The 22,755-nt window shown below is 63.6% G+C and carries 19 protein-coding genes, 1 tRNA gene and 1 pseudogene; 11 read left to right on the forward strand and 10 right to left on the reverse strand.

Annotated elements, in window-relative coordinates:
• Positions 1-369: 369 nt before the first annotated feature.
• The gene (locus AC0L3B_RS06305; RefSeq protein WP_473380177.1) at positions 370-1,593 is read left to right on the forward strand and encodes an ABC transporter substrate-binding protein; all 1,224 of its coding nucleotides are present in this window, start codon (positions 370-372) and stop codon (positions 1,591-1,593) included.
• A 232-nt stretch (positions 1,594-1,825) separates the two neighbouring features.
• Here AC0L3B_RS06305 and AC0L3B_RS06310 read toward each other — a convergent pair.
• Positions 1,826-3,389: pseudogene (locus tag AC0L3B_RS06310) on the reverse strand (adenylate/guanylate cyclase domain-containing protein).
• A gap of 178 nt (positions 3,390-3,567) precedes the next feature.
• Between AC0L3B_RS06310 and AC0L3B_RS06315 the strand changes: the two are divergent.
• On the forward strand, positions 3,568-4,659 hold the full coding sequence (locus AC0L3B_RS06315; protein ID WP_026232518.1) for an enolase C-terminal domain-like protein: 1,092 nt from the start codon (positions 3,568-3,570) through the stop codon (positions 4,657-4,659).
• Between the two features lie 68 nt (positions 4,660-4,727).
• Here AC0L3B_RS06315 and AC0L3B_RS06320 read toward each other — a convergent pair whose 3' ends face one another.
• From AC0L3B_RS06320 to AC0L3B_RS06330, 3 genes are all read right to left on the reverse strand, one after another.
• Positions 4,728-5,150, reverse strand: coding sequence for a RidA family protein (locus tag AC0L3B_RS06320; RefSeq protein ID WP_473380178.1), 423 nt, complete (start codon positions 5,148-5,150; stop codon positions 4,728-4,730).
• Positions 5,151-5,544: 394 nt separating this feature from the next.
• Positions 5,545-5,805, reverse strand: a complete 261-nt coding sequence (locus AC0L3B_RS06325) for a hypothetical protein (RefSeq protein ID WP_473380179.1) — start codon at positions 5,803-5,805, stop codon at positions 5,545-5,547.
• A complete protein-coding gene (locus tag AC0L3B_RS06330; protein WP_018453351.1) occupies positions 5,802-6,287 on the reverse strand; it encodes an L-2-amino-thiazoline-4-carboxylic acid hydrolase in 486 nt (161 codons plus the stop codon). Before AC0L3B_RS06330 ends, AC0L3B_RS06325 begins: the two co-directional genes overlap by 4 nt.
• 215 nt (positions 6,288-6,502) lie before the next feature.
• Between AC0L3B_RS06330 and AC0L3B_RS06335 the strand changes: the two genes are divergently transcribed.
• The gene (locus tag AC0L3B_RS06335; RefSeq protein ID WP_473380180.1) at positions 6,503-7,027 is read left to right on the forward strand and encodes a Cif family virulence factor; all 525 of its coding nucleotides are present in this window, start codon (positions 6,503-6,505) and stop codon (positions 7,025-7,027) included.
• Between the two features lie 189 nt (positions 7,028-7,216).
• On the opposite strand, the gene AC0L3B_RS06340 is transcribed toward AC0L3B_RS06335, so the two are convergent.
• A tRNA-Val gene (locus AC0L3B_RS06340) sits at positions 7,217-7,291 on the reverse strand.
• 74 nt (positions 7,292-7,365) lie between these two features.
• Entirely contained in the window at positions 7,366-7,725 is a 360-nt protein-coding gene (cpdR, locus tag AC0L3B_RS06345) for a cell cycle two-component system response regulator CpdR (protein ID WP_007597092.1), read from the reverse strand.
• 363 nt (positions 7,726-8,088) lie between these two features.
• On the opposite strand from cpdR, the gene AC0L3B_RS06350 reads away from it, so the two are divergent.
• From AC0L3B_RS06350 to AC0L3B_RS06360, 3 genes are all read left to right on the forward strand, one after another.
• Complete coding sequence (locus AC0L3B_RS06350; protein ID WP_018453348.1) at positions 8,089-8,979, forward strand: N-formylglutamate amidohydrolase; 891 nt, start codon at positions 8,089-8,091, stop codon at positions 8,977-8,979.
• Between the two features lie 535 nt (positions 8,980-9,514).
• Complete coding sequence (hisN, locus tag AC0L3B_RS06355) at positions 9,515-10,297, forward strand: histidinol-phosphatase (RefSeq protein ID WP_018453346.1); 783 nt, start codon at positions 9,515-9,517, stop codon at positions 10,295-10,297.
• Positions 10,298-10,314: 17 nt separating this feature from the next.
• Positions 10,315-11,280 carry a Bug family tripartite tricarboxylate transporter substrate binding protein gene (locus AC0L3B_RS06360; protein WP_377788179.1) on the forward strand — a complete coding sequence of 322 codons (966 nt, stop codon included), beginning with the start codon at positions 10,315-10,317 and terminating at the stop codon, positions 11,278-11,280.
• A gap of 42 nt (positions 11,281-11,322) precedes the next feature.
• Here AC0L3B_RS06360 and AC0L3B_RS06365 read toward each other — a convergent pair whose 3' ends face one another.
• Positions 11,323-12,213, reverse strand: coding sequence for a LysR substrate-binding domain-containing protein (locus AC0L3B_RS06365; RefSeq protein WP_018453344.1), 891 nt, complete (start codon positions 12,211-12,213; stop codon positions 11,323-11,325).
• A gap of 89 nt (positions 12,214-12,302) precedes the next feature.
• Between AC0L3B_RS06365 and AC0L3B_RS06370 the strand changes: the two genes are divergently transcribed.
• Positions 12,303-13,055: a sulfite exporter TauE/SafE family protein gene (locus AC0L3B_RS06370; RefSeq protein WP_018453343.1), complete on the forward strand. Its 753-nt coding sequence runs from the start codon at positions 12,303-12,305 to the stop codon at positions 13,053-13,055.
• 6 nt (positions 13,056-13,061) lie between these two features.
• Here AC0L3B_RS06370 and AC0L3B_RS06375 read toward each other — a convergent pair whose 3' ends face one another.
• Complete coding sequence (locus tag AC0L3B_RS06375) at positions 13,062-13,694, reverse strand: LysE family translocator (protein ID WP_377788175.1); 633 nt, start codon at positions 13,692-13,694, stop codon at positions 13,062-13,064.
• A 246-nt stretch (positions 13,695-13,940) separates the two neighbouring features.
• On the opposite strand from AC0L3B_RS06375, the gene AC0L3B_RS06380 reads away from it, so the two are divergent.
• Both AC0L3B_RS06380 and AC0L3B_RS06385 read left to right on the forward strand, forming a co-directional pair.
• Complete coding sequence (locus AC0L3B_RS06380; protein WP_162496403.1) at positions 13,941-15,737, forward strand: adenylate/guanylate cyclase domain-containing protein; 1,797 nt, start codon at positions 13,941-13,943, stop codon at positions 15,735-15,737.
• 174 nt (positions 15,738-15,911) lie between these two features.
• Positions 15,912-18,677 carry a di-heme-cytochrome C peroxidase gene (locus AC0L3B_RS06385; RefSeq protein ID WP_085350689.1) on the forward strand — a complete coding sequence of 922 codons (2,766 nt, stop codon included), beginning with the start codon at positions 15,912-15,914 and terminating at the stop codon, positions 18,675-18,677.
• 79 nt (positions 18,678-18,756) lie between these two features.
• On the opposite strand, the gene AC0L3B_RS06390 is transcribed toward AC0L3B_RS06385, so the two are convergent.
• Entirely contained in the window at positions 18,757-19,704 is a 948-nt protein-coding gene (locus tag AC0L3B_RS06390) for an alpha/beta fold hydrolase (protein ID WP_018453339.1), read from the reverse strand.
• Positions 19,705-19,923: 219 nt separating this feature from the next.
• Here AC0L3B_RS06390 and AC0L3B_RS06395 point away from each other — a divergent pair, with 219 nt between their 5' ends.
• Both AC0L3B_RS06395 and AC0L3B_RS06400 read left to right on the forward strand, forming a co-directional pair.
• Positions 19,924-20,385 carry an Hsp20 family protein gene (locus AC0L3B_RS06395; RefSeq protein WP_007597127.1) on the forward strand — a complete coding sequence of 154 codons (462 nt, stop codon included), beginning with the start codon at positions 19,924-19,926 and terminating at the stop codon, positions 20,383-20,385.
• A gap of 317 nt (positions 20,386-20,702) precedes the next feature.
• Positions 20,703-21,473 carry an alpha/beta fold hydrolase gene (locus AC0L3B_RS06400; RefSeq protein WP_018453337.1) on the forward strand — a complete coding sequence of 257 codons (771 nt, stop codon included), beginning with the start codon at positions 20,703-20,705 and terminating at the stop codon, positions 21,471-21,473.
• A gap of 241 nt (positions 21,474-21,714) precedes the next feature.
• On the opposite strand, the gene AC0L3B_RS06405 is transcribed toward AC0L3B_RS06400, so the two are convergent.
• Complete coding sequence (locus AC0L3B_RS06405; RefSeq protein ID WP_473380181.1) at positions 21,715-22,464, reverse strand: hypothetical protein; 750 nt, start codon at positions 22,462-22,464, stop codon at positions 21,715-21,717.
• Positions 22,465-22,755: the final 291 nt, after the last annotated feature.

The following is a 22,755-nucleotide window of genomic DNA, read 5'->3' on the forward strand; positions in this document are numbered from 1 at the left end:
GGTGATGGACCATCATGGAACCGAGAGCTCTGCCGCCACCGGTCAATATTGACCACCATCCAAATTACGGCCCGCTATCCCAAACATGATCTTTCACAGATCGATTCATTTTTCATCGGACGAGTGCGGAACAGCGAGCGCACCCGCGCTATATCGCCCGATTTCACGACCGCCGGGTCGAGATGGAGTTCAAAGTCCGCGGGCTGCCCTAGCGGCGCGCCCCAGTCGGCGCGTCAGCACGCCTGCCGTTTCGTCCGGCCCTCCAGCTGCGCACCGCGCCACAGCTTTGACAAACGCTTGACCTAAATCAAGCAGCCTTGGTGCGGATTGAGCCGACCTCGATGAGGGGCCAACGTCAAGGTATCGGGCATGCGCGTCTCCGGCAGGATGCTGTTCGTGTTGATGGTTGCCCTGGCATCGCTCGGGGCGATGTCGCAGGAGCGCGCCGATCAACCCACCGCCGACAACGAAATCCGTATCGGCAATGTCATGCCGTATTCGGGACCGCTGTCCGAATTCGGCGCCATCGGCCAGGCGGAAGCGGCCTATTTCGACATGGTCAACGCGCGCGGCGGCATCAACGGCCGCAAGATCCGCTTCGTCACGCGCGATGACAATTCCGATCCGACGACCGCGCTGGAGCTGACGCGCAATCTGGTCGAGACGGACGACGTGCATTTGATGTTCGGATCGTTCGGCACGCCCGGTAATCTCGCCACGCGCTGGTATCTGAACGCGAAGAAGATCCCACAGCTGTTCGTCGCCTCCGGCGACGAGGAGCTGAGCCAGGCCAAGGCGTTTCCCTGGACCATGGGCTGGCAGCCGTCGTTCCGGTCGGAGGGGCGCATCTACGCCAACTATCTCCAGGCCTACTATCCCAGGAAGAAGATCGTGGTGCTCTGGCAGAACGACCAGTTCGGGCGTGCGCTTCTCAAGGGCCTGGAGGAAGGTCTTGGCGATCTGAACCGTCTCGTCCTCGTCGACATCGCCTTCGACATTGCCGATGAGCATCTCGACGGACACGTCTCGATCCTCAAGCGCGCCGGCGCCGATATCTTCGTCTTTCTCGGTGTACCGTCGACGGCGTCCAAGGTGATCAAGCTGGCGGCGGCAATGAAATGGCGCCCGGTCTTCATCGTCAACGACGCCTCCGCCTCGATCGCCAATGCGATGGCGCCCGCAGGCCTGGAGAATTCCTCTGGCGTGATCTCGGCGGCTTTCCTCAAGGATCCGAGCGATCCCGCCTGGAAAGACGATCCCGCCATGAAGGACTGGTTCACTTTCATGGACAAATACCATCACGACGAAAGCACCAACAGCAGCGCCGCGCTCTATGGCTACGCCGCGGCAGAGGCGCTGACGCAGGTGCTGAAGCAATGCGGCGACGACCTCTCGCGCGAGAACATCATGCGTCAGGCGGCTTCGCTGAGGAATTATCAGCCTTCGGTCGCCCTGCCCAACATCAGGATGAACACCTCGCCGAACAGCTACCTGCCGATCCGGCAGATGCGGCTGGTCCAGTTCGACGGCCGCTCCTGGCAACCCTTCGGCGACGTGATCGAAACCGCCTTCACGGAAGGCGCGGCGCGGTGAGTTGACTCGGGCCCACCTATTGCTGGGCTACCCCTCTCCCCCGCCCTCTCCCACAAGGGGGGAGGGAGCCGAGCGGAGAACGGAGCAGCGTCGCACCATGATCGACTTTCCGCGAAGTTGGACAACGTCGCCACGTTAAAGATGTGTTCCCCTCCCTCCTTGTGGGGGAGGGCTAGGGAGGGGGTGCCACACGGCACACTCTCTCGATGGGAGACGGCAACGCGCGTGCTCCTCACGCCGGGTTCAGCGAGGCCAGCGCATTCTCCAGCAGCGAGCGCACCCGCGCCGCGTCGCCGGATTTGACCACGGCGGGGTCGAGATAGAGCTCCAGCCCCGGCGCTCGCTCGGTGATGATCCCGCTCCTTTCGGCGGCCGCGTCGTTCAGCGCGTCGACCGAATAGGGAATGATTTCGCGGCTGATGCCCTTCATCGTGATCGCGGGCGGCGCGTGGGCGCGGACGATGTCGCTGACCAGCGCGAAGGTCTCGTAGCTCAACACGATGCCGCCGGGCTCGGCGATCGATTGCAGGCGCGCGGCGAGGTTCGCCTCCGCACCGATGATGGTGTAGTCCATGCGATCGCTGCTGCCGAAATTGCCGACATTGCAATAGCCGGAATTGATGCCCATGCGGGCCTTGAACGGCAGCTCGATGCCGGAGGCGCGCCATTTCGCATTGAGCTCGGTGAGCCGGTGCTGCATGCGCCAGGCCATCTGAAGGCAGGCCTGCGCGTCGGCGCGGTCGCCTTTGGTCTCGGGGTCGCCGAAGAAGATCAGCATGGCATCGCCGATGAACTTGTCGATGGTGCCGCCAAATTCGTGGGCGACCGCCGACATCTCGGTGAAATATTCGTTGAGGAGCTGGGTCAGCAACTCCGGCTGGAGCCGCTCCGCCGTCGCGGTGAAATTCTGGATGTCGGAGAAGAAGATGGTGAGCTTCTTGCGCTCGGTGTGGATGGTGACGTCCTTCTGGCCGGAGAAGATGCTCTTGTAGACCTGCGGCGGGATGTAGCGCGAGATCTTCATCGACAGCGAAGCCAGGAAGTCGTTGGCGGATTCGAGCTCCTTGTTCATGCCCTTGATACGGCTCGCCTGGCGGCGCTGCAGCGAGAGAAACGACAGGCCGCTGCCGGCGGCGATCAGGAAATAGGCCAGCAGGAACTTGAACGAGAAGATGTTGGCGGCGATCGGCTGGGCGATGATCACCTCCTGGATGCCTCTGACGTCACCAACCTTCCAGTCCTTCTTCGGGCTCTCGGGGTGGCTGTTGTGGCAGCTGACGCAGGCCGGGCCCATCGTCACCGGAGCAATCAGCCGGACCTTGTCGTTGAACAGCGAGGTCTCGGTGTCGACGATCTTCTGCGCTCGGGATCGTTGCGAAGCGATTCGAGCGCGTCCTTCTCGAACTTGTCGAGCTGGTGCGGGGCGCGGTTCTGGAACGGGAAGTCCGAGACGAAACGGTAGGTGATGTTTTCCTGCTGCGCCCCGATCACCCGCCCTAGCTCCAGCGACAATGTCGCCGGGATCGGGATCGCGCCGGGGATGGATTCGTAGTTGTGAATCACCTGGTCGTACCGTTCGGATTGGCGATGATGCGCCCGACCACGTTGGTCGCGTAGTAGCTGCGCACGCTCGTGATCACCGAATTCAGGTCGATCGCCTGCCGGCGCAGCGCGGTCTTGCTGAGTTCGGTCAGGTCCAGCCACACCGCGAGCGGCAAGGCGAGCAGCAGGAAGGCGATCGCGGCACCGGTCAGGATGCCGCTCTTGCGCTTTTCTTCGGAGATCTCTTGCTTCACTCTTTGGCTCCGTGATTGCGTTCCTGTCTCGAACTCGGGGCGATTTGCGGAACAGAGCCAATAAACGCGCTCCCGCGCAACCCCATTTTATGGTGGTCGCGCCAAGCGGCTTTTCGTTTCATGGCGAATGTTTAAGATCGGCATTTATCTGCATTCACTCCGCCAGGAGATCCACCAAATGGCCGAGACCATCCGCATCAAGCGCTTCAATGCGCGCTCCGTCATCGTGCCGATGAACCTCCCGCTCCAGACCTCGACCGGGGCTGTCGCAAAGGCACCGCTGGTGCTGATCGACTGCGAGACCGACCAGGGCGTCCAGGGGCACGCCTATCTGTTCTCGATCACGCCATCGGCCTTGAAGCCGTTGACGGCGATGGTCGCGGAAATGTCGGAGCTGCTTGCGGGCGACGAGCTGCTACCGTTCGAGATCGAGCGCAAGCTGACCCAGCGCTTCACCCTGCTGGGGCTCGCCGGCCTGCAGCGGCTGGCACAATCCGGCATCGACATGGCGGCATGGGACGCACTGGCGCGCGCACGCGGCCTGCCGCTAGCGCGGCTGCTCGGCGGCGCGCCAAGACCGGTCAGGGCCTACAATTCGAAGGGGCTCGGCATCATGCCGGCGGGTGCCGCGGTGGAGGAAGCCCACAAGCTGCTGGCCGAGGGCTTTCAAGCCGCAAAGATCCGCGTCGGCCGTCCCGATGCACGGGAAGACCTGAAGGTGGTGCGCGCGGTGCGCAAGGCCGTCGGCGACGACGTGACCTTGATGTGCGACTATAACCAGGCGCTGACGGCCACCGAGGCGATCCGCCGTGGCGAGATGCTCGACGATGAGGGCCTGACCTGGATCGAGGAGCCGATCCGTCACGACGATTATGAGGGTAACGCCCGCATCGCGGATGCGCTGCGCACGCCGGTCCAGATCGGCGAGAATTTCGACAGCGCCTTCGCGATGCAGACCGCGCTCTCAGCCGAAGCCTGCGACTACGTGATGCCCGACGTGCAGCGCATCGGCGGCGTCACCGGCTGGCTGCGCGCCGCCGCGCTGGCGCATGCCGCCGGGATCGAGATGTCGACGCATCTGTTCTCGGAAGTCAGCGCGCATCTTTTGTGCGTGACGCCGACCGCGCATTGGCTCGAATATGTCGACTGGGCCGACGCAGTGCTTTCAACGCGGCTGATCATCAAGGACGGCTTTGCCCTGCCGAACGAGGAGCCCGGCAACGGGATCGCGTGGGACGAGGCTGCGGTGAAGAAGTATCTGGTCGAATAGACCGCGTGTCGTCGCGACGTATCGAAGTGCGAACGTCGAAGCTGACGATCAGCGAACGGCATGCCTTTCTACGACTGAACAGCGGCAATCATACTCAGCTCGACCGGTGCACCCCGCGGCAACTCGGCGACGCCGACAGATGTACGCGTGTGACGACCGAGATCGCCTAGGCGCTCGATCAACCGGTCGGAAGCGCCGTTCATGACTTGCGATTGCTGAGTGAATCCAGGGGCCGAGGCGATGTATCCAACGAGCTGCAAGACCTGGACGATCTTGTCCTCTCCACCTGTTGCGTGATTGATGGCCGAAATGCAGAGATCTGCGCAGAGGGCCGCCGCCCCCTGTGCGGCGGCGACATCGACACCTGCGCCGACTTTACCGGAGCACAGCAGGGCTTCGCCGCGACGCGGCAGCTGACCACTGACATACGCAATTCCACCATGGATGATCACCGGCAAGTAGTTGCCACCTGGTTTGTTCACGCTGCTCATATCGATAACCTGCCTTCATTTCTCGCTGGCGTGGTGGGCGGACAATGGCAGGCGGGGAGTCGCGGATCAAGCTGCGCATTGCACCGAGGTGGTGCACGATAACGATCCCCCATGACCACATGGCGCCTTCATTCGCACATCCGCGTCGTCGCGATCGGCGGCGAGGATCGAGTTCGGCGAGAGCTGGCAGGCCGCGCTGGTGCGTAAGTTCCACGAGGAGCTCGGTATCGGAATCTCCATCGTGAAGGCGATGAGCTGAACACGTTGCTGCTTCCACATCGTCATTGCGAGCGCGGCCAAGCAATCCAGAATCCCTCCGCGGAAACAGTCTGGATTGCTTCGTTGCGCTCGCAATGACGGAGTGTGAGGCAGCAGCGCTGCCTGACCAGCTACCCTACCAAACCTCCGCGCCGGGAATCTTCCTGCGCACCGCGATGCGCTGGATCCAGATGCAGCGGCGGATGGATCTGTTGGAGCGGCCGACGGCCGAGATGCCCTCGCCGGCCTGAAGCAGCGGCGCCACGCTTTCGCGCAATGCGCGGCAGCGCTGCAGTTCGGCCTGCCAGTCGATGACCGCAGCAGCGGCGCGCGACGACATCAGCGCCAGCACCATCAGGGCAGCATAACTCGCCCGCATCACCCGCGTTCCCTTCATTTTGATCCGCGCTCGTCGCGCCAGTAGCGGAAATCGCAATGGGACGCGCCTTGCATGATGGTTTGCGTGCGCGTGAGCCTGACGTCGGCGCCAAATCCATCCGCGGTCGCGAAGTCGGCGGTGCAGACCAGCAGGAAACCGAGCTCCGGCTCGCCCAGCGCCTTGTAGAACTCGGCATAGGCGCATCGCGTCACGTCGAACGCAAAGGCGTCCTGGGTCTGCTCGATGATGTCATAGGCGAGCGCGTCGTCTCGGGCATAGGTCTTGAACGCCGACGCGACGGCCTTGCCGAGATCAGCTTCGTTGTTAGTGCTGTTCTTTGCCTTCCAGAATTCCTCGCCGAAGCCGCGATAAAGGTCGCCAAGCGCCTTGCGCACCAATGCATTGGCGCGCGCCTCGCCGAGTTCGGCCTGCAACGCCTTAACCAGGGGCACCAGCACCTGCGCCTGGATCTTTGCCTGCTCGATGACGGACACGCTCATGGGCAACCTTCATCCGGGTTACTTCACACCACAAGACGATAACTCAACTCGCTGCTCGCGGCGAGGGTTTGCTTGCCTGGTCCCGTGGCATCCGGAAGTCTACGTTTCCGTGATGCGGGGTCATCGCCGATCGTGCAATCCTGAAAACATCGACCTGGCCACAATGGTATGACGCTCACCATTCAAATTCCGCCGGCAAATGACCAGAGGTGACCATGATCCGACCCAAAATGCCTTCAGGCAATTTCACGCCACGAGTGTTTTCACGGCGCCCTCAAGTTGCGGCGTTTGCCGCAGCGCTGTTTCTCGCCGCAACGTTCTGGCCGGCCGGAGGCGCGCAGGCTGCCGCAAATGATGCCGAAGCACGAACCATCTTCGAGAAATTCATCGCGGCGCAGAATGCGCATGATGCGGACGCCATGAAGGCCATGCTCCTGAATTCACCCGGAACGCTGTTGTTTGCCAGAAACATCGAGACGCGCGGTCGCGATGAGGTCGCCGCGCGGTTCAAGACCTATTACGAGGGCACCTGGCACCTCGAACCCGACATGTCGAAATTCCGCGTCGCCGTGATCTCGAACGAGATCATGCAGATCCTCGTGCCGATCGTCTTTACGCGCGGCCTTCCGGGCAAGCCGCCACAACAAAATACGTTTCTGATCAGCCAGACCTACGTTCAGGATGCGGACGGCTGGCACGTCGCCTCCATCCTTCCGGTCGCAAACACGGAACTGAAATAGGGGATTTAGCGGCGGTGTGTCGGCGAAGGAGGCTGCCGCTCCAGTCCGTCTACGCTCTTCGAGCTACACCGGACACGCTTCGCCGAAATGAGATTGGTGGCTTGCCGAGCCGAAGCTCGCGGCGGCAGCTCGCCTGCGCCCTTTGGGCTTCGGCGCGGCATCCTTCACTCGGCTATCGCGAGCGAAGGATGGTGGGCGCGACAGGGATCGAACCTGTGACCCCTACCATGTCAAGGTAGTGCTCTCCCGCTGAGCTACGCGCCCTAGATGTCGTCTAGATCGGGTCGGGTCCCTATAACGGCTCACGGGAGCCGGTGCAAGGACGGAAGGGGCCCGATTTAGGCCGCCAGCATCTTGTTCACTTCGCTGACCAATTCTCTCAAATGCACGGGCTTGGACAGCACCTTGGCGTTCTTGGGCGCATCCGAATCGGAGTTCAGGGCGACCGCGGCGAAGCCCGTGATGAACATGATCTTGATGTCGGGGTCGAGTTCCGAGGCCCGGCGGGCGAGCTCGATGCCGTCCATCTCCGGCATCACGATGTCGGTGAGCAGCATCTCGAACGGCTCTTCCCGCAGCCGCTGATAGGCGGCCATGCCGTTATCGTGGGACGAGACCTGAAAACCGGCGTTTTCCAGCGCCTTGACCAGGAAACGGCGCATGTCGTTGTCGTCTTCGGCGAGCAGGATCTTTGGCATGGCGGAAATGTCGAATCCCCAGAGGATATCAGCGGAGGTCACTAAGCCCGACGGAGGGTAAATTTGGGGTGAAAATCTTTACCCTCCGCAGCTCGCGCTGCCGGACTCTTGTGAACCGGAATACGGCACGAAGCAATCGAGCCGTACCTGCCGGTCCCCACCTCGCTGCCCGCAGGGTTAAGACATGTTCCAGCGCAGATCTCATCTTTTCGCTTGGCAGGATGGTTGCGATTCCGGACAATGACGACACATAAGAGCCGCCCGATCGGCCGAATCAATGCGCCAAGGGCGAAGCCTGATACCGAGAGGCGGAGCCTGATTGCCAAGGGCGAAGCCTGACACCAAGGGACGAAGCCTGAGAAGATGACCCGGTTTGACGGCGACAAGTCGCCAGCCTTCGAGATCGTTGAGCCCGCGCAATGGCGCGCGCCGGTTATCTTCAACTCGCCCCATTCCGGCTCGACCTATCCGGACGAATTCCTCAGCGCCTCCAGGATCGACCTGCCGACGCTGCGGCGTTCCGAAGATTCCTTCATGGACGAGTTGATCGGCCATCTCAGCGAGCGCGGCTTTCCGACCGTGCGGGTCAACTTTCCCCGCTCCTATGTCGACGTCAATCGCGAGCCCTACGAGCTCGATCCCCGGATGTTCACCGGGCGCCTGCCGAGCTTTGCCAACACCCGCTCAATGCGGGTCGCCGGCGGACTTGGCACCATTCCGCGCGTGGTCGGCGACGGCCAGGAGATCTATCGCGAGCGCATCCTGGTCGACGACGCACTGGGGCGGATCGAGACGCTGTACAAGCCCTATCATCGCGCGCTGCGCCGGCTGATCAACAAGGTGCACCAGATGTTCGGCACCGTCGTGCTGGTCGACTGCCATTCGATGCCCTCGGTCGGCGTCTCCCGCGACGAGCCGCGCCGGCCCGACATCGTCATCGGCGACCGCTACGGCACGAGCTGCACGCCGCTATTGCCCGACCGGGTCGAGGAGACCATGGCCGGCCTCGGCTATTCGATCGGCCGCAACAAGCCCTACGCCGGCGGCTTCATCACCGAGCATTACGGTAACCCGGCCAGTGGCCTGCATGCCGTGCAGCTCGAGCTCAACCGCGCAATCTACATGGACGAGCGGCGGCGCGAGCGCAGTCCGCGCTTTGCACAAGTGGCGTCGGACTTCGGCGTGCTCGCAGACGTGCTGGCGACCACGGTCCCGTTCGGCGATCTCGGCCCGTTCCAGGCCGCGGCTGAATAGGCGCGACGTTTTCTTCGAACAATTGTGTTGGGTGCGATCAGCGCGAATGCGTTTCGCGGCGAGCATCGAAATGAAAGCCGATGCCGAGAGAAAGCAGAGGCTGAAAGAAAAAAGGGCCGCTTCTAATGAAGAAGCGGCCCAAGTCTAGGGAGGAAACGCCCAAGGAGGGCAGCAGTAACGCGAGAAGCGCTACCGCACCGCAACAATATGCGGCCGCGCCGCACAAAGTGCAAGGGCTTTCGAGCGGTTTCCCATGCAATGAGGACATAGCTCGGTTGCTTCTAGAGAAACCCAGATTCAGTTCCTTTCATAAGGAAATTCAATGGGTTGATAGTCATTTGCATACGAACGAGGCAGATCCGGAACTAAGGTTTCAACTCAATGATCGATTTTTGGCCGGCCTAGTTCTTTGAAGGGGGGACGCATTCGGCATCCAAAATACCAGGGTGCAAAGCAAGACAGCGCTGCACGATTCTTCCGATTTGAGCTAGGCAGGAGTGAGCTTCACCCGACTTTCGCTTTTTGAGGATACGCCGTGACGGTGATCGATTTCTCCGCCTTCATCGGACGGCTCGCCACCGCCTCCGGCGAAACCATCCTACCGTTCTTCCGCACCTCGCTGTCGATCGAGGACAAGAGCAAGACCAAGGATTTCGACCCCGTGACCGAGGCCGATCGCGCCGCGGAGGCGGTGATGCGGCGTCTGATCAAGGCCAACTTTCCCCAGCACGGCATCGTCGGCGAGGAATTCGGCAACGAGCGCGAGGATTCGGATTATGTCTGGGTGCTCGACCCCATCGACGGCACCAAATCCTTCATCGGCGGCTTTCCGATCTGGGGCACGCTGATCGCGCTCCTGCACAAGGGCACGCCGGTCTACGGCATGATGCACCAGCCCTTCATCGGCGAACGCTTTTCCGGCGACAGCGGCTCGGCTCATTATAAAGGCCCGTCCGGCGAGCGCCGGCTCCAGGTCCGGCGCTGCGCCTTGCTGTCGGAGGCGACGACCTACACCACCAGCCCGCTGCTGATGAGCGAGCGCGACCGCGCCATCTTCGGCCGCATCGAAACGGGCGCGCGGCTGTCGCGCTATGGCGGCGACTGCTACTCCTATTGCATGCTGGCGGCAGGTCACGTCGATCTCGTGGTCGAGACCGAGCTGAAGCCTTACGACATCGCAGCCCTGATCCCGATCGTGACCGGTGCCGGCGGCGTCGTCACCACCTGGGAAGGCAAGCCGGCCCAGGGCGGCGGCCGCATCGTCGCGGCCGGCGACGCCAGGGTTCACGAAGAAGCACTGAAACTGCTCAACGGCTAGGCGATCTAGGAGCCTGCATGACCAACCGACGTACGCTCCTTCTCGCGGCCTTGCTTCTTTTTCCGACGCTCGCCTCCGCCCAGAATTTCCCGGCCAAGCCGATCAAGCTGATCGTGCCGTTTCCGGCCGGCGGCCCCAACGATATCATCGCGCGGGTGATCGGCCAGCGCATGTCGGAACTGTCAGGGCAGCCGGTGCTGATCGACAATCGCGGCGGCCAGGGTGGCGTGCTCGGCACCGATGCCGTCTCCAAGGCTGCACCTGACGGCTACACCATCGCGATCTCCAGCGCCGGCGCGCTGGCGATCAGCCCGAGCATGGAAAGGGTCGCCTACGATACGCTCAACGACCTCACGCCCGTGACGTTGGTCGCAACCGTGCCGGAAATGTTGGTGGTCGCCACCAACGTCCCCGCAAAGGACATCGCGGAATTGATCGCGCTCGCCAAGGCGCAGCCGGGAAAACTCAACTTCGCCTCCTCCGGACCCGGCAGCCTGCCGCATCTCGCCGGTGAATTGTTCAAGCTGACGGCCAAGATCGACATCGTGCACGTGCCCTATCGCGGCGCGGCGCCCGCCGTGAACGATCTGCTGGGCCAGCAGGTGCAGATGACGTTCCTGGACCTCCCCGTGCTGCTGCCGCAGGTCAAGGCGGGCGCCCTGCGACCGATCGCGGTCGGCTCCGCCGAGCGTTCGCCGACGGCGCCTGACGTGCCGACCACCACAGAAGCGGGCTTTGCGGATCTGCGCATCGAGAACTGGTACGGCATGGTCGCGCCGAAGGGCACGCCGAAGGAGATCGTCACCGCGCTACATGATCTGGCCACGAAGGCGATGGCGGATCCGGCGGTGAAGGAAAAGCTCGCTGCCCAGGGCGCGACGCTGGTCGGCGATGAGCCGGAGCATTTTCGCACATTCATCGCGGACGAGACGCAGAAATGGGCGAAGGTGATCAAGGACGCTGGCGTGGAGACGGCGAAGTAGCTGCGTCTTAACCTCTTCTAAAGGGAGGGGAAATCCCAGAACTCACACCGCCGCAGACCGCAAATGCTCCACCAGCATCTTCGCCGGGCGCGGTAGTGTCTTGAAGCTTCGCGCGCAGATCACGAGTTTGCGGTTGGCCCAGCTATCGCGCAGGCGGACCATGGCGAGCGGCATCAGTTTTGCGCAGCGGCGGGCCGCGGCTTCGGGCACCAGCGCGACGCCGACATCGGCGGCGACCATCTGGCAGATCGCATCGAAGTCGCGCAAGCGTGCGCGGTAATGCGGCCGCATGCCGAGCCGGGCGGCGTGCTTCGAAATATGCACCTGAAGCGCGGTGGCGCTGGTGAGCCCGACGAAGTCGCAAGCGCCCGCCTCCTGAAAATCGATCGCGCGGCGGCCGGCGAACGGGCCGCGCCTGGACGTCACCAGCGTCAGGCGATCCTCGCTGAAGGCGAATCGCTCGATATGATCGGGCAGCGCGTGCTCGGCGGCGAAGCCGAGATCGGCCGCGCCCGCAGTGATCGCGGCCGCGATGTCGGTGCTCTCGCGCTCTTCGATGTCGATGGCAACGTCGCGATGCTCGCGCAGGAAGCCGGCGAGCGCCTTCGGCAGATGCTCCGAAAGCCCTGAGGTATTGGCGAGGAAGTGCACGCTGGCGCGCACGCCGCTGGCAAAGCCGGCGAGATCGCCGCGCATGGCGTCGATCTGGTGAATGACGAGACGGGCGTGATCGAGCAGGCTCTCGCCGGCCGAGGTCAACTCAACGCCGCGGCGCCCGCGCTTGAGCAGCGCGACGCCGAGCGCATCCTCCAGCCCCTTGATGCGCGCGCTGGCTGAGGCCAGCGCCAGATGCGACCGCTCCGCGCCGCGGGTGATGCTGCGCTGGTCGGCGACCGCGATGAACAGCTGGAGGTCGACGAGGTCGAAGCGCATCGGGGGTCCCTTCAGCCTTCGTTCCAAACGAAGGCTTTCTCCGTAAGCTACAGATTGTGCCGGCGCGCTGCATCGGTCAATGTGCAGATATGATCGACCCGCTCCTCATTCTCATCGCCGCCGTTTTCCTGATCGCCGGATTCGTCAAGGGCGTGGTCGGGCTCGGCCTGCCGACGGTCTCCATGGGCCTGCTCGCGGTGAGCATGGCGCCGAGCCGCGCGATCGCCATCGTGATCGTCCCCGCCATCGTCACCAACATCTGGCAGACCTTCGTCGGCCCCCATTTGCGCGATATCCTGAGGCGGCTGTGGCCGCTGATGATCGGCACCGTGATCGGGTGCTGGCTCAATGCCGGCGCGCTCACCGGCCCGCATGCGCGCTACGGCACGATCGTGCTCGGCGTGCTCCTGGTCATCTACGCGATCATCGGGCTGAACAAATTCCAGTTTCATGTTGCGCCAAAGAACGAGAAATGGGTCGGCGGCGTGGTCGGCGTGGTCACCGGCGTGATCTCGGCCTCGACCGGCGTGCAGGTGATCCCCTCGATGCCGTTCATGCAGGCGATCGGCATGGAGAAGGACGAGCTGGTGCAGGCGCTCGGCGTGTTTTTCACGACAGCGACACTGGCGCTCGCCTTCAATCTCACCGCGGGGGGATTGCTGACGCCGGCCAACGCGGTGCCGGGCGCCGTGGGCATGGCCTGCGCGTTTGCCGGCATGTATATCGGCCAAACGGTGCGGGCGCGGATGCCGGCGGAAGCGTTTCGCCGCTGGTTCCTGATCGCGATGATCCTGCTCGGCCTCTACCTCGCCGGCAGCGCGCTGCTGAAGGAATTCGCGTAAAGGACGTTACCGCGTCTCCAGCATGGCGACGCGGATGCCGAGATAGATGAAGAGGCCGCCGAGGGCACGGTTGACCCAGGCGACCGCGCCTTCGGAGCTCCGCAAGCGGTGGGCGGCCCTTGCCGCGAACGCCGCCAGCACCAGGCACCACAGCGTTCCCGTGCAGATGAAGATCAGGCCCAGCATCAGGAAGGCGAGCGGCTTGTGCGCCGAGTCGGCTGCGACGAATTGCGGCAGGAAGGCAAGGAAGAACAGCGCGACCTTGGGATTGAGCGCGTTGGTGAAGACGCCCTGGAGGAAAACCCGCCGCAGCGAGCTCTGCACAGGCGCGTCGATGGCCGAGGCCAGCACCGGGCGCGACCACAGCATCTGAAGCCCGGTCACGACGAGATAGGCCGCTCCGACCAGCTTCAGGATCGAGAACGCGGTCGATGAGGCCATCAGCAGGGCCGAAAGGCCGATTGCCGCGCCCGCGACATGGAAAAAGCAGCCGCAACTGATGCCCAGCGCGGCCGCGGCGCCACCTCGCCAGCCCAGCTGCATGCTGCGGCCGATCACATAGACCGTATCAGGCCCCGGCGTGATGTTGAGCAGCACGCCCGACAGGACGAAGAGCCAGATTTCGTGAATGCCCAGCATGTGTGACGTGCCTCCGCCGCCCAACCGTAGCCCAAGAGGTCGGCTTAGTGCGTTCGCTCGTCCCCGTCCACTGCCGGGATTGCCGAGGATTTACCTCGAATTTGCAATGCGGATCATACTTTCGCTCGGCCTCATCTGCTCTATAAGGAACGGGTTCTTTGAATGCGGGATTCGAGGCGACTGCCACGCCGTGGCCGGTCCTCGATCTCTTCCAAGTCTCTTGCAAGTCTCTTGGAGCTCCGGAATATGGAAAGACGTCTGGCCGCCATTGTCTGCGCCGATGTCGCCGGCTATTCGCGCATGATGGGCACCGATGAGGCCGGCACCCATGCCGCCTTCAAGGCCCATCGCAGCGCGATCCATCCCATCATCCTCAATCACGGCGGCCGCGTCGTCAAAAACACCGGCGACGGCTTCCTGCTGGAATTCCCCTCGATCGTCGGCGCCACCGAGGCCGCGATCGCGATGCAGACCCTGATGGCGGAGCGCAATCACCATCTGCCCGCCGATCGCGCCATGCAGTTCCGCCTCGGGATCCATATGGGTGACGTCATCGCCGACGAGGACGAGGTCTTCGGTGACGATGTCAACATTGCCGTCCGCCTCGAAGCCGTGGCGAGCCCCGGCGGCTTCGCCATCTCGGCCAAGGCCTACAAGGAGGCCAGCAAGCATCTCACCGTGCCGCTGGTCGATGCCGGCAACCACCGCTTCAAGAACATCAAGGATCCGATCGGGGTCTGGACCTGGACGCCTGAAGGTGCACCGGCGCTTGCGCCCGCGCTGAGGGAGGCATCCGCCCTCTCGCAGCAGTATCGCACCGCGATCGTCGGCGTGCTCCCTTTCGCCAATCTCAGCGACGCACAGGACGAGTATTTCTCCGACGGCCTGACCGAGGATCTGATCCACGCGCTGTCGCTGCAATCCTTCTATCGCGTGCTGAGCCGCAACTCGACGTTCGTGTTCAAGGGCAACAACGCCAGCACCCGCCTGATCGCGCGGGAGATCGACGCCACCTATCTGATCCAGGGTTCGGTGCGGCGTGCCGGAGCCAAGATCCGCGTGACCGCAGAGCTGATCGCGCCGGAGACCGGCGAGCAGCTCTGGACTGGCCGCTACGACCGCGACATCGGCGATCTCTTCGCGATGCAGGACGAGATCACCACCAACCTGTCCGCCGCCATCGCCACCGAGATCGTCCGGGCCGAAGCCTCGGCGCCGGCGCGGCTCTCGACCGACGTCACCGCCTGGGACCGCTTCCTCAAAGGACTGTCGCACTATTATCGGCAAACCAAGGAAGACCTGGCCATCGCCGTCGACCTGTTCCGGGAGGCCATCAGGCTCGAACCCAAGCTGTCGATTGCGCACGCCTATCTCGCCACGATCCAGATCCAGAGCATCCAGTTCGGCTGGGTCAAGGGCACGCGCGAGATGTGGGCCGAGGCGATGAAGCTTGCCGAAACCAGCGTTCGGCTCGATCCGCGCTCGTCATTTGCGTTCTCGATCCTGTCCTGGACCCACGCGCTGGAGGGGCATTACGAGGCCGCGATGGACGCCGCCAAGCGCGCCGTCGCGCTCAACCCCTACGACAACGGCGCGCGCGGCGTGCTCGGCATCTGCCATTTCGTCATCGGCGAGCACCGCGAGGCGATCGAGCTGTTCTCGATGGCCGCACAGCGCGACAACAGCGATCCGCGCTACCAATGGGCCGCACTGAACGCCTTCAGCCATTATCTGCTGGGCCAATATGACGCGACTCTGTCATGGGCTCGAGAACAGCTCTACATCAACCCGAACCATTTGCAGGCGCTGGCAATCCGCGCCGCGGCGCTGGCGCAATTGGGACGCGGCGACGAGGCGGTCGAGGCGACCCGCGTGCTCATGGCTAACTACCCGACTCTCAATGTCGACCGCCATTTGCGCAATTTCCACTGGAAGCGGCCCGAGGACCTCGCCCATTACCGCGCCGGACTCTTGAATGCGGGCGTGCCGCTCGGCAAACTGACCCTGGTTTCGAGCGACGTCAAACGCGTCGCCGAATCCTGAGAGCCAGCCGCGGCCACGCGGCAATGTCCCCTCCGCCTTTATTGACACGACAGTGAATTCAGCCACACTCGGCTACACGCTGAAGTAGTATAACGTGTTGTCGGTTTGTCAGGACTTTCCGCGCTCTATCGCCGCGTCTGTATTTCACGATTCGCCGTTTTCAGGATTTGGGCCATGCATGACTCCGCTCCGAAGCCCTCCTTAGACCCTTCGATCCAGGTCTCCCCGAACAATCCCTGTCCATTCCTCCGCGGCCTCGTCGGCGAGGGGTTTGTTGACGGCAGAACCGTTCCGCTCGGCACGCTGTCGCAAACGATCGCGAATGCGAGCGGCGAGACCGGGCTGAAGAAGGTCTCGGCCCGCATCCAGGTCCGCGGCGTTGCGCTTATCGCCAACGGGCTCGGTCACATCCTGAAGAGCATATTTTCGGGCGCACAGCTCGACGCGTTGCGTGGCGGCCCTCTCGACAAGCGCGGTGCCGGCTCGCGCGTCCTCGGCGTCGACGGCAAGGTCGATGAGGACGAGCTTGCGCGGTTTGCGAGCTTCGGCCGGGACTACCGGGATCCGAACGGCGGCGGCTCTGAGCCCGGTCTCAACGCCTCGGAAATCGGCGTCTTCATGCGCGACAACCTCAAGCGCGCCGGCAGCGCCGCGCGCTGGTACTACCCCCTGCTGATGAAGTTCGAGTGGCCGATCCTCCTGAAGATCATGGGCAAGGGCGCGGGTGAGGACCGCTATCTCAGCGTGGCCGACGTGCGCACTCTGTTCAACGAGCGGCAATTCCCTGCTCGCATCAACCAGCGGCTGGTATCGCAGCCGGTGCTGTCCACCTGCCAGCGTGTGGTGCGGGGCGCCCTCAAGGTTGCGGCCCTGCTGCTCGCCCTCGGTCTCGCCTTGCTCGTTGCGGTCGCCGAATTTCCCGACCAGGTGCGCGCCATGCTGCCGCAAAAGGGAATTCTCGTGAATCTCCTGCCGCCACCCTTGCCCACGGTCCCGGAGACGAAGGCGGCCTTTTGGCTCGAACAGAATTGGTCGCTGAAGGACAGGCACTGGTTTCACCATGCCAGCCAGGGCACAGCGACCTTCCCGGTGCCCTATGAATGGTTCATGGCCCTGGAGCAGCCGCGCCTGCATCTGTTCTCGGCGCCGGGCATGATGACGGACGGCACCTATCTCGAGCGCTTCGGGTTCATCCCGAGCCCGCAGTCGATCCAGACTGACGCGACGTCACTGCGCCGCTTCGGCTATGCCAATGTCTACGAGACGACACAGGTGCCGGACTGGTCGACCAGGTGGACGCCGGCGGAGAACGTCGACGGCCTGCCGGTCGGCTTCGCACGGATGACCGGTGTCGTCGATCCCGCGACCGGCCGTCGCGAAGAGGACAAGATCGGGCTGACCTGCGCGGCCTGCCATACCGGCCAGATCCACTACCAGGGCGTGGACGTGCGTTTCGACGGCGGCCCGGCCATGACCGACCTGAAGAAGCTCGAGGTCTCCACCGGCCTGTCGATCGCCTACACGCTTTACGTGCCGTTCCGCTTCCAGCGCTTCGCCGATCGCGTGCTCGGCCCCGATGCCAGCAAGGCTGACCGCGCCGCGCTCAAGCAGAAGCTCAGCGCGATCGGCAACTTCCTGATCGACTGGGCGCAAACCCAGCAAAAGACGATTGAAGGCAAGAAGACCTGGAACGGCAGGCAGCAGCAGGACACCGAGGAAGGGTTCGGTCGCCTCGACGCTCTCAATCGCATCGGCAATCAAGTTTTTTCGCAGGATCTCGCGCTGAGCGGGATCAAGGGATTCGAGAAGAACCTGCACGCCCAGGACGCGCCGGTCAGCTATCCCCCGATCTGGACCGTGCCCTGGTTCAAGTTCGCCCAGTACGACGCCTCGATCGAGCAGCCGCTGATCCGCAACGCCGGCGAAGCCCTCGGCGTGACGGCGCTGCTCAACCTGTCCGACGCCTACCCGGAGGACAGGCTGTGGCGCTCCTCGGTTCATATCAACACGCTCGGCTGGATCGAGGACATGCTCAGGGGGCCAGACCCGTTCAAGACGGCAGATCCCTCCACCGGCCCGAAGTTCGGCGGCCTGCTGGCGCCGAAATGGCCCTCGCAGATCCTTGGCGACAATTGGAGGCTCGATCAAAAGAAGGTCGACAATGGCCGCAAGATCTACGCCGAGATGTGCTCCGGATGCCATCTGCCGGCGATCGACACCCCGGCTTTCTGGTCGTCGGGACATTGGGAGCCGAGCGGCGACAGCAAGGTGCTGAACGCGGTGACGATCCCCCTCGACGAGATCAAGACGGATCCCGAACAGTCGCTCGTGCTCAGCAACAGGATCGTCGATCTGCCCGGCTTCCTGAAGGTGAATACGGCCGACCTCCAGAAATGGTGGCAATGCGACGTCTCGACCGCAAGCTCGCCGACCGAGATGGTTTATGCGCTCGGGTTGATGACGGTGGTGGATCTCGTCGCCCGCAAATGGATGGACGACGAGAAGACTCCGGACGCCGAGCGGTCGAAATTGTGGAATCTCGCGCGCAAGAACTGCCTCAATCCGGTGGGGGGAGCACGCTATCGGGCACGGCCGCTGAACGGCGTCTGGGCCACGGCACCCTATCTGCACAACGGTTCGGTGCCCTCTCTCTACTGGTTGCTGAAGCCTGCAAGCGAGCGCCCGCAAAAATTCTGCATGGGCCGCCGCGACTATGATCCCGTGACCGTCGGCTTTGCGGTCACCGCCAACGAGAAGTGCAAGACGGGTGAAACCGAGTTCTCGGCCGGGTCGGACAAGGATCCGATCCAGGGCAACAGCGTGCTCGGCCATTCCTTCGAGCGCAAGCCGGGCGAGGAAAAACGTCCCGGTGTCATCGGCCGCGTGTTCAAGGACGACAACGAGCGCTACGATCTGATCGAGTATCTGAAGACGCTGTAGTGGGTGATGCTACTTCCTCGTCATGGCCGGGCTTGTCCCGGCATGCCGGCGTGTGGTCGCAGGGCAGCATCGCCTCCCCTCACTTGAACAGCGGCGTGCCTGGCACGAAGGCGTCGAAGGCTGCCCAGAATTGGGAACGGTAGCGGTCCTGCTCCTGGAGAATCTCGTGCTTGGCACCGGCGATCACGAGATGGGAGCCTGCGCGCAAATGATAGGCGAACTCCTCGATCGCCGCGATCGAGACCACGGTGTCGCTGGAGGCCGCCAGCATCAGGATCGGCTGACGGATCTCGGACGGGTAGTTTTTGCCCTTGAAGGTGTTCATCGCGCGGAAGGCGGTATCGGCCCAGGCGACCGTTGGTGACGCGAGCCCGAGGGTCGGATCCTCCTCCAGGATTGCGGCATTGCGCGCATAGCGCACGGGGTCGCTGGTCAGCGGATTGTTGATGAAGGGATTGAGCCCGGTGATCTGGTCGCTGCCGCCGGGGACATAACGGCCGCCCATCCCCAGCACGCGCATCGTCTTCAGCAGAGCCCGCGCCGGAAACGAGGTGGCGCGGCCGGGGAGGTCGATCATCGGCGCAGACAGCACCATGCGGTCGAACCAGCGCTTGCCCGCATGCGCCACCCGCAGCATCACGGTGCCGCCCATGGAGTGGGCGAGCGCGAAGAAGGGCGGCGGGCAATCCGGCAGCACCACCTGCTGCACGAAGGTCTCGACGTCGATCTCGAAATCAGCGAAGTCGCGGACATAGCCCTTGCGCGGATCGCGCAGGCGGCGCGAGGAGTGGCCCTGCCCGCGCCAGTCGATCATCGCCACCGCAAAACCGCGGTCGCGCAGGTCGCGCACGGTCTCGAAATACTTCTCGATCTGCTCGCTGCGTCCGGTGAAGACGCAGACCGTGCCCTTGCGGTTCGCCGGCGGTGCCCAGCGCGCAAAGCGCAGCTCGACGCCATCAGGGGTCTTGATGGTGCCGCTGACGACGTCTTCGGGAACGGGATTGGACGGTATCGAGACCAGCGTCATGATGGGGAGGGCTTGGGCACGAAGAGCTGCAAATCAGGGGCGGGAGCGCCGAAAAGGCTGAGTATCCGCCCTCTTGAACGCCGTTCCCCTGAACCCATATCACCTTGGTGCAGGCCGCTACCAGTGTTTCGGAACCGGAACATCAGGCTGCACACAGACGAAAGCCCGGCCCGATTGGCGGGCGGGTTACTCAACAGTCGCTCAATGGAGGACTTGACCATGCGTACCTACGACCTGACCCCCTTCTACCGTTCCACCGTCGGCTTCGACCGTCTCTTCAACCTGCTCGACCAGGCCGGTTCGGACGGCAGCCCCGGTTATCCCCCCTACAATATCGAGCGTACCGGTGAGAACGACTACCGCATCACCGTTGCGGTTTCGGGCTTTGCCAAGGATGAGCTCTCCATCGTCGCGAAGGAAAACACGTTGACGATTAAGGGCGAGAAAGTCGCCAACGAGAACTCGAAGGCCGAAGTGCTGTACCGTGGCATCGCCGCGCGTGCCTTCGAGCGCGCCTTCCAGCTTGCCGACTTCGTGCAAGTGAAGAACGCCTCGCTCGAGAACGGGCTGCTTCACGTAGACCTTGTCCGTGAGATTCCCGAAGCGAAGAAGCCCCGCCAGATCGCGATCAACACCGGTGCGCAAGGCGCACAGGTGATCGAGAACTCGGTAGCCGCGTAAATCACGTCGGCCACTTCCAGGTTGCGAAAACGCCCCGGTGCCCCGGGGCGTTTTTTTTGTTGGGCTCTCCTCGTCCCGGCGAGAGCCGGGGAATCCTGCCGCGAGATCGATCAATCGTGCGCGGAAGAAATACCGAACGACGGATCTGCCATACCTTACCAGAGAGGATGGTCTCGGTCCTCGCCGGGACGTCACCGATTGCTGAACGGCCGTGCTGGACTGTTGCGCCGCATCACAGGGCGGTGAAATGGCGTAACACCGCCACCCCGCGCATCGTCTTTTGGATATCGAACCCAAAAACAAGACGGAGAACAATCATGACTTTCTGGCGCAGCCTTTTCGTCGCCGCGAGCCTGCTGGCGGCCCCTCTCAGCCTCGCTCACGCGCAGACGCCGCAGACCGTAAAGGCCAAGAACGTCGTGCTGGTGCACGGCGCCTGGGCCGACGGCTCGAGCTGGTCGGAAGTGATCCCGATCCTCCAGGCCGCAGGGCTCAACGTAACTGCCGTGCAAAATCCGCTGTCGTCGCTTGCGGATTCCGTCGAGGCGACCAAGCGCGTGCTGGCCGAACAGGATGGTCCGACCGTGCTGGTCGCGCATTCCTGGGGCGGCACCGTGATCAGCCAGGTCGGCACCGACCCGAAGGTCACCGGCCTCGTCTATGTCGCCGCCCGTGCGCCCGATGCCAACGAGGATTTTGTCGCGCTGTCGAAGCAGTTTCCGGCGGGACCGGCACGCGCCGGCGTCGTCGAGCGCGACGGCTACACCAAGCTGTCAGAAGACGCCTTCCTGAAGTACTTCGCCAATGGCGTTAAGCCGGAGCAGGCCAAGGAGCTCTACGCCGTGCAATGGCCGACGGCCGCCTCGATCTTCGCCGGTCGCACCACGGAGGCGGCATGGCATTCCAAGCCGAGCTGGTACGCGGTGTCGAAGAACGACTACACCATCAATCCCGATCTCGAACGCTTCCTCGCCAAGCGCATGAACGCAACCACGATCGAGCTCGACGCCGGCCATCTCTCGCTGGTGTCGCATCCGAAGGAGGTGGCGAATTTGATCCTGGAAGCGGCGGGGTATGGCCGGAGCTGAGCCGCGCTCGTCATGGTTCAGAAGGCGCCTGAGTGCTGAGACGCCTTCTGTTTGCGCTAACTCTCTCCCCAACCTCGTCCTGGCGAAGGCCAGGACCCATCACCACAGGGAGGAGTTTGGCGAATATTCGGAGTTCGGTACTCCCGCGTCACTCATATGATGCACCTCGCGGTATGGGTCCTGGCCTTCGCCAGGACGACACCGTTGGTGTGATGCGGGCCATCGCATCAAACGCCCGCGCTTAGTCCAGCCCCTGTGCCGCCGGCATCTCCTGCGTAGGCAGGATCGTCGCGGCAGGCTTGACCTGACCTACGGTTGGCGCGGCGGCTTGCGGTGCGACCTCAGCGGGCTTGGACGGCACGGCGGCCGCGGTCTGCGTCACAGGTTGTGCCTGCGGCACCTGGGCCTGCGGCGTCGCAGGCTCGGCCGGCTTGGCGGCGACGCCCGGGGCCTCGCGCGGCGGAGCCGCCTTGGGCAGCGGCACGGAGCGGCTGGCGACATGCGGGATCGGGGCCGGAGGGCGGGGCGGACCACTGCGGACCATGGTCGGCGGCGGCAGCGCGCTTTGCGGGCGGTAAGGTGCAACCGCAGGCTGCTCGTAGCCGGGTGCCATGCCGTAGGCGTCGGCAGCCGGCATGAAGCGCAAAATCCTTCCGTCGCGGGCATCGATCACGAGCCGGCCGTCCTCCCCCCGGCGGTCAATCACCGCGATGGTGTAGACGCCGCCGCGCAGGCGCGGGATGCCCAGTGGAGAGAAGCCGTTCTCGCGCAGCACCGCGTAGACCTCGGTCGATGGCAGCAGCACCGGGGCCGGCCCGCGTTCTTCGTAGCCATAGCCGTAGCGCGGCGGCGGCGCGGCCTCCGACGGCGCATAGGGGGCGTCGAAATCCGAGACCGCGATCATCGCCCCTCGCGCTGGAACCTGCGCTTGAGCCGCGGTCGCGGCCAGCGCCAGCGTGGCGGCGGCCACACATCCTGTGAAAAACTTCATGGTCGAGACGCTCCTGTCAGGCCCCCGGATGGATCGCGCTCTTTCGCTTCTTGCGGCGTGGCGGGTCTTCCAAAGGGTTGATCCGAAGCTTCATTTGGGATTCCGGCGTCGGCAGGGCCGGATCAGGGCGCGTTTGCTTCAAAACCGGGGCCGCGCAACTTTTGGAAAGCGATTGATTGACATATGGGGAATCGGGACTTGCGCGCGCTTGTGTGATAGACAAAAATTTGGCAAGGTGATGGTTAGGACAGGAAGACTGTCTCAATTTTGCTTGCGGTTCCGGCATAGGGA

The sequence above is a fragment of the Bradyrhizobium sp. Kon56 genome (assembly GCF_055807635.1).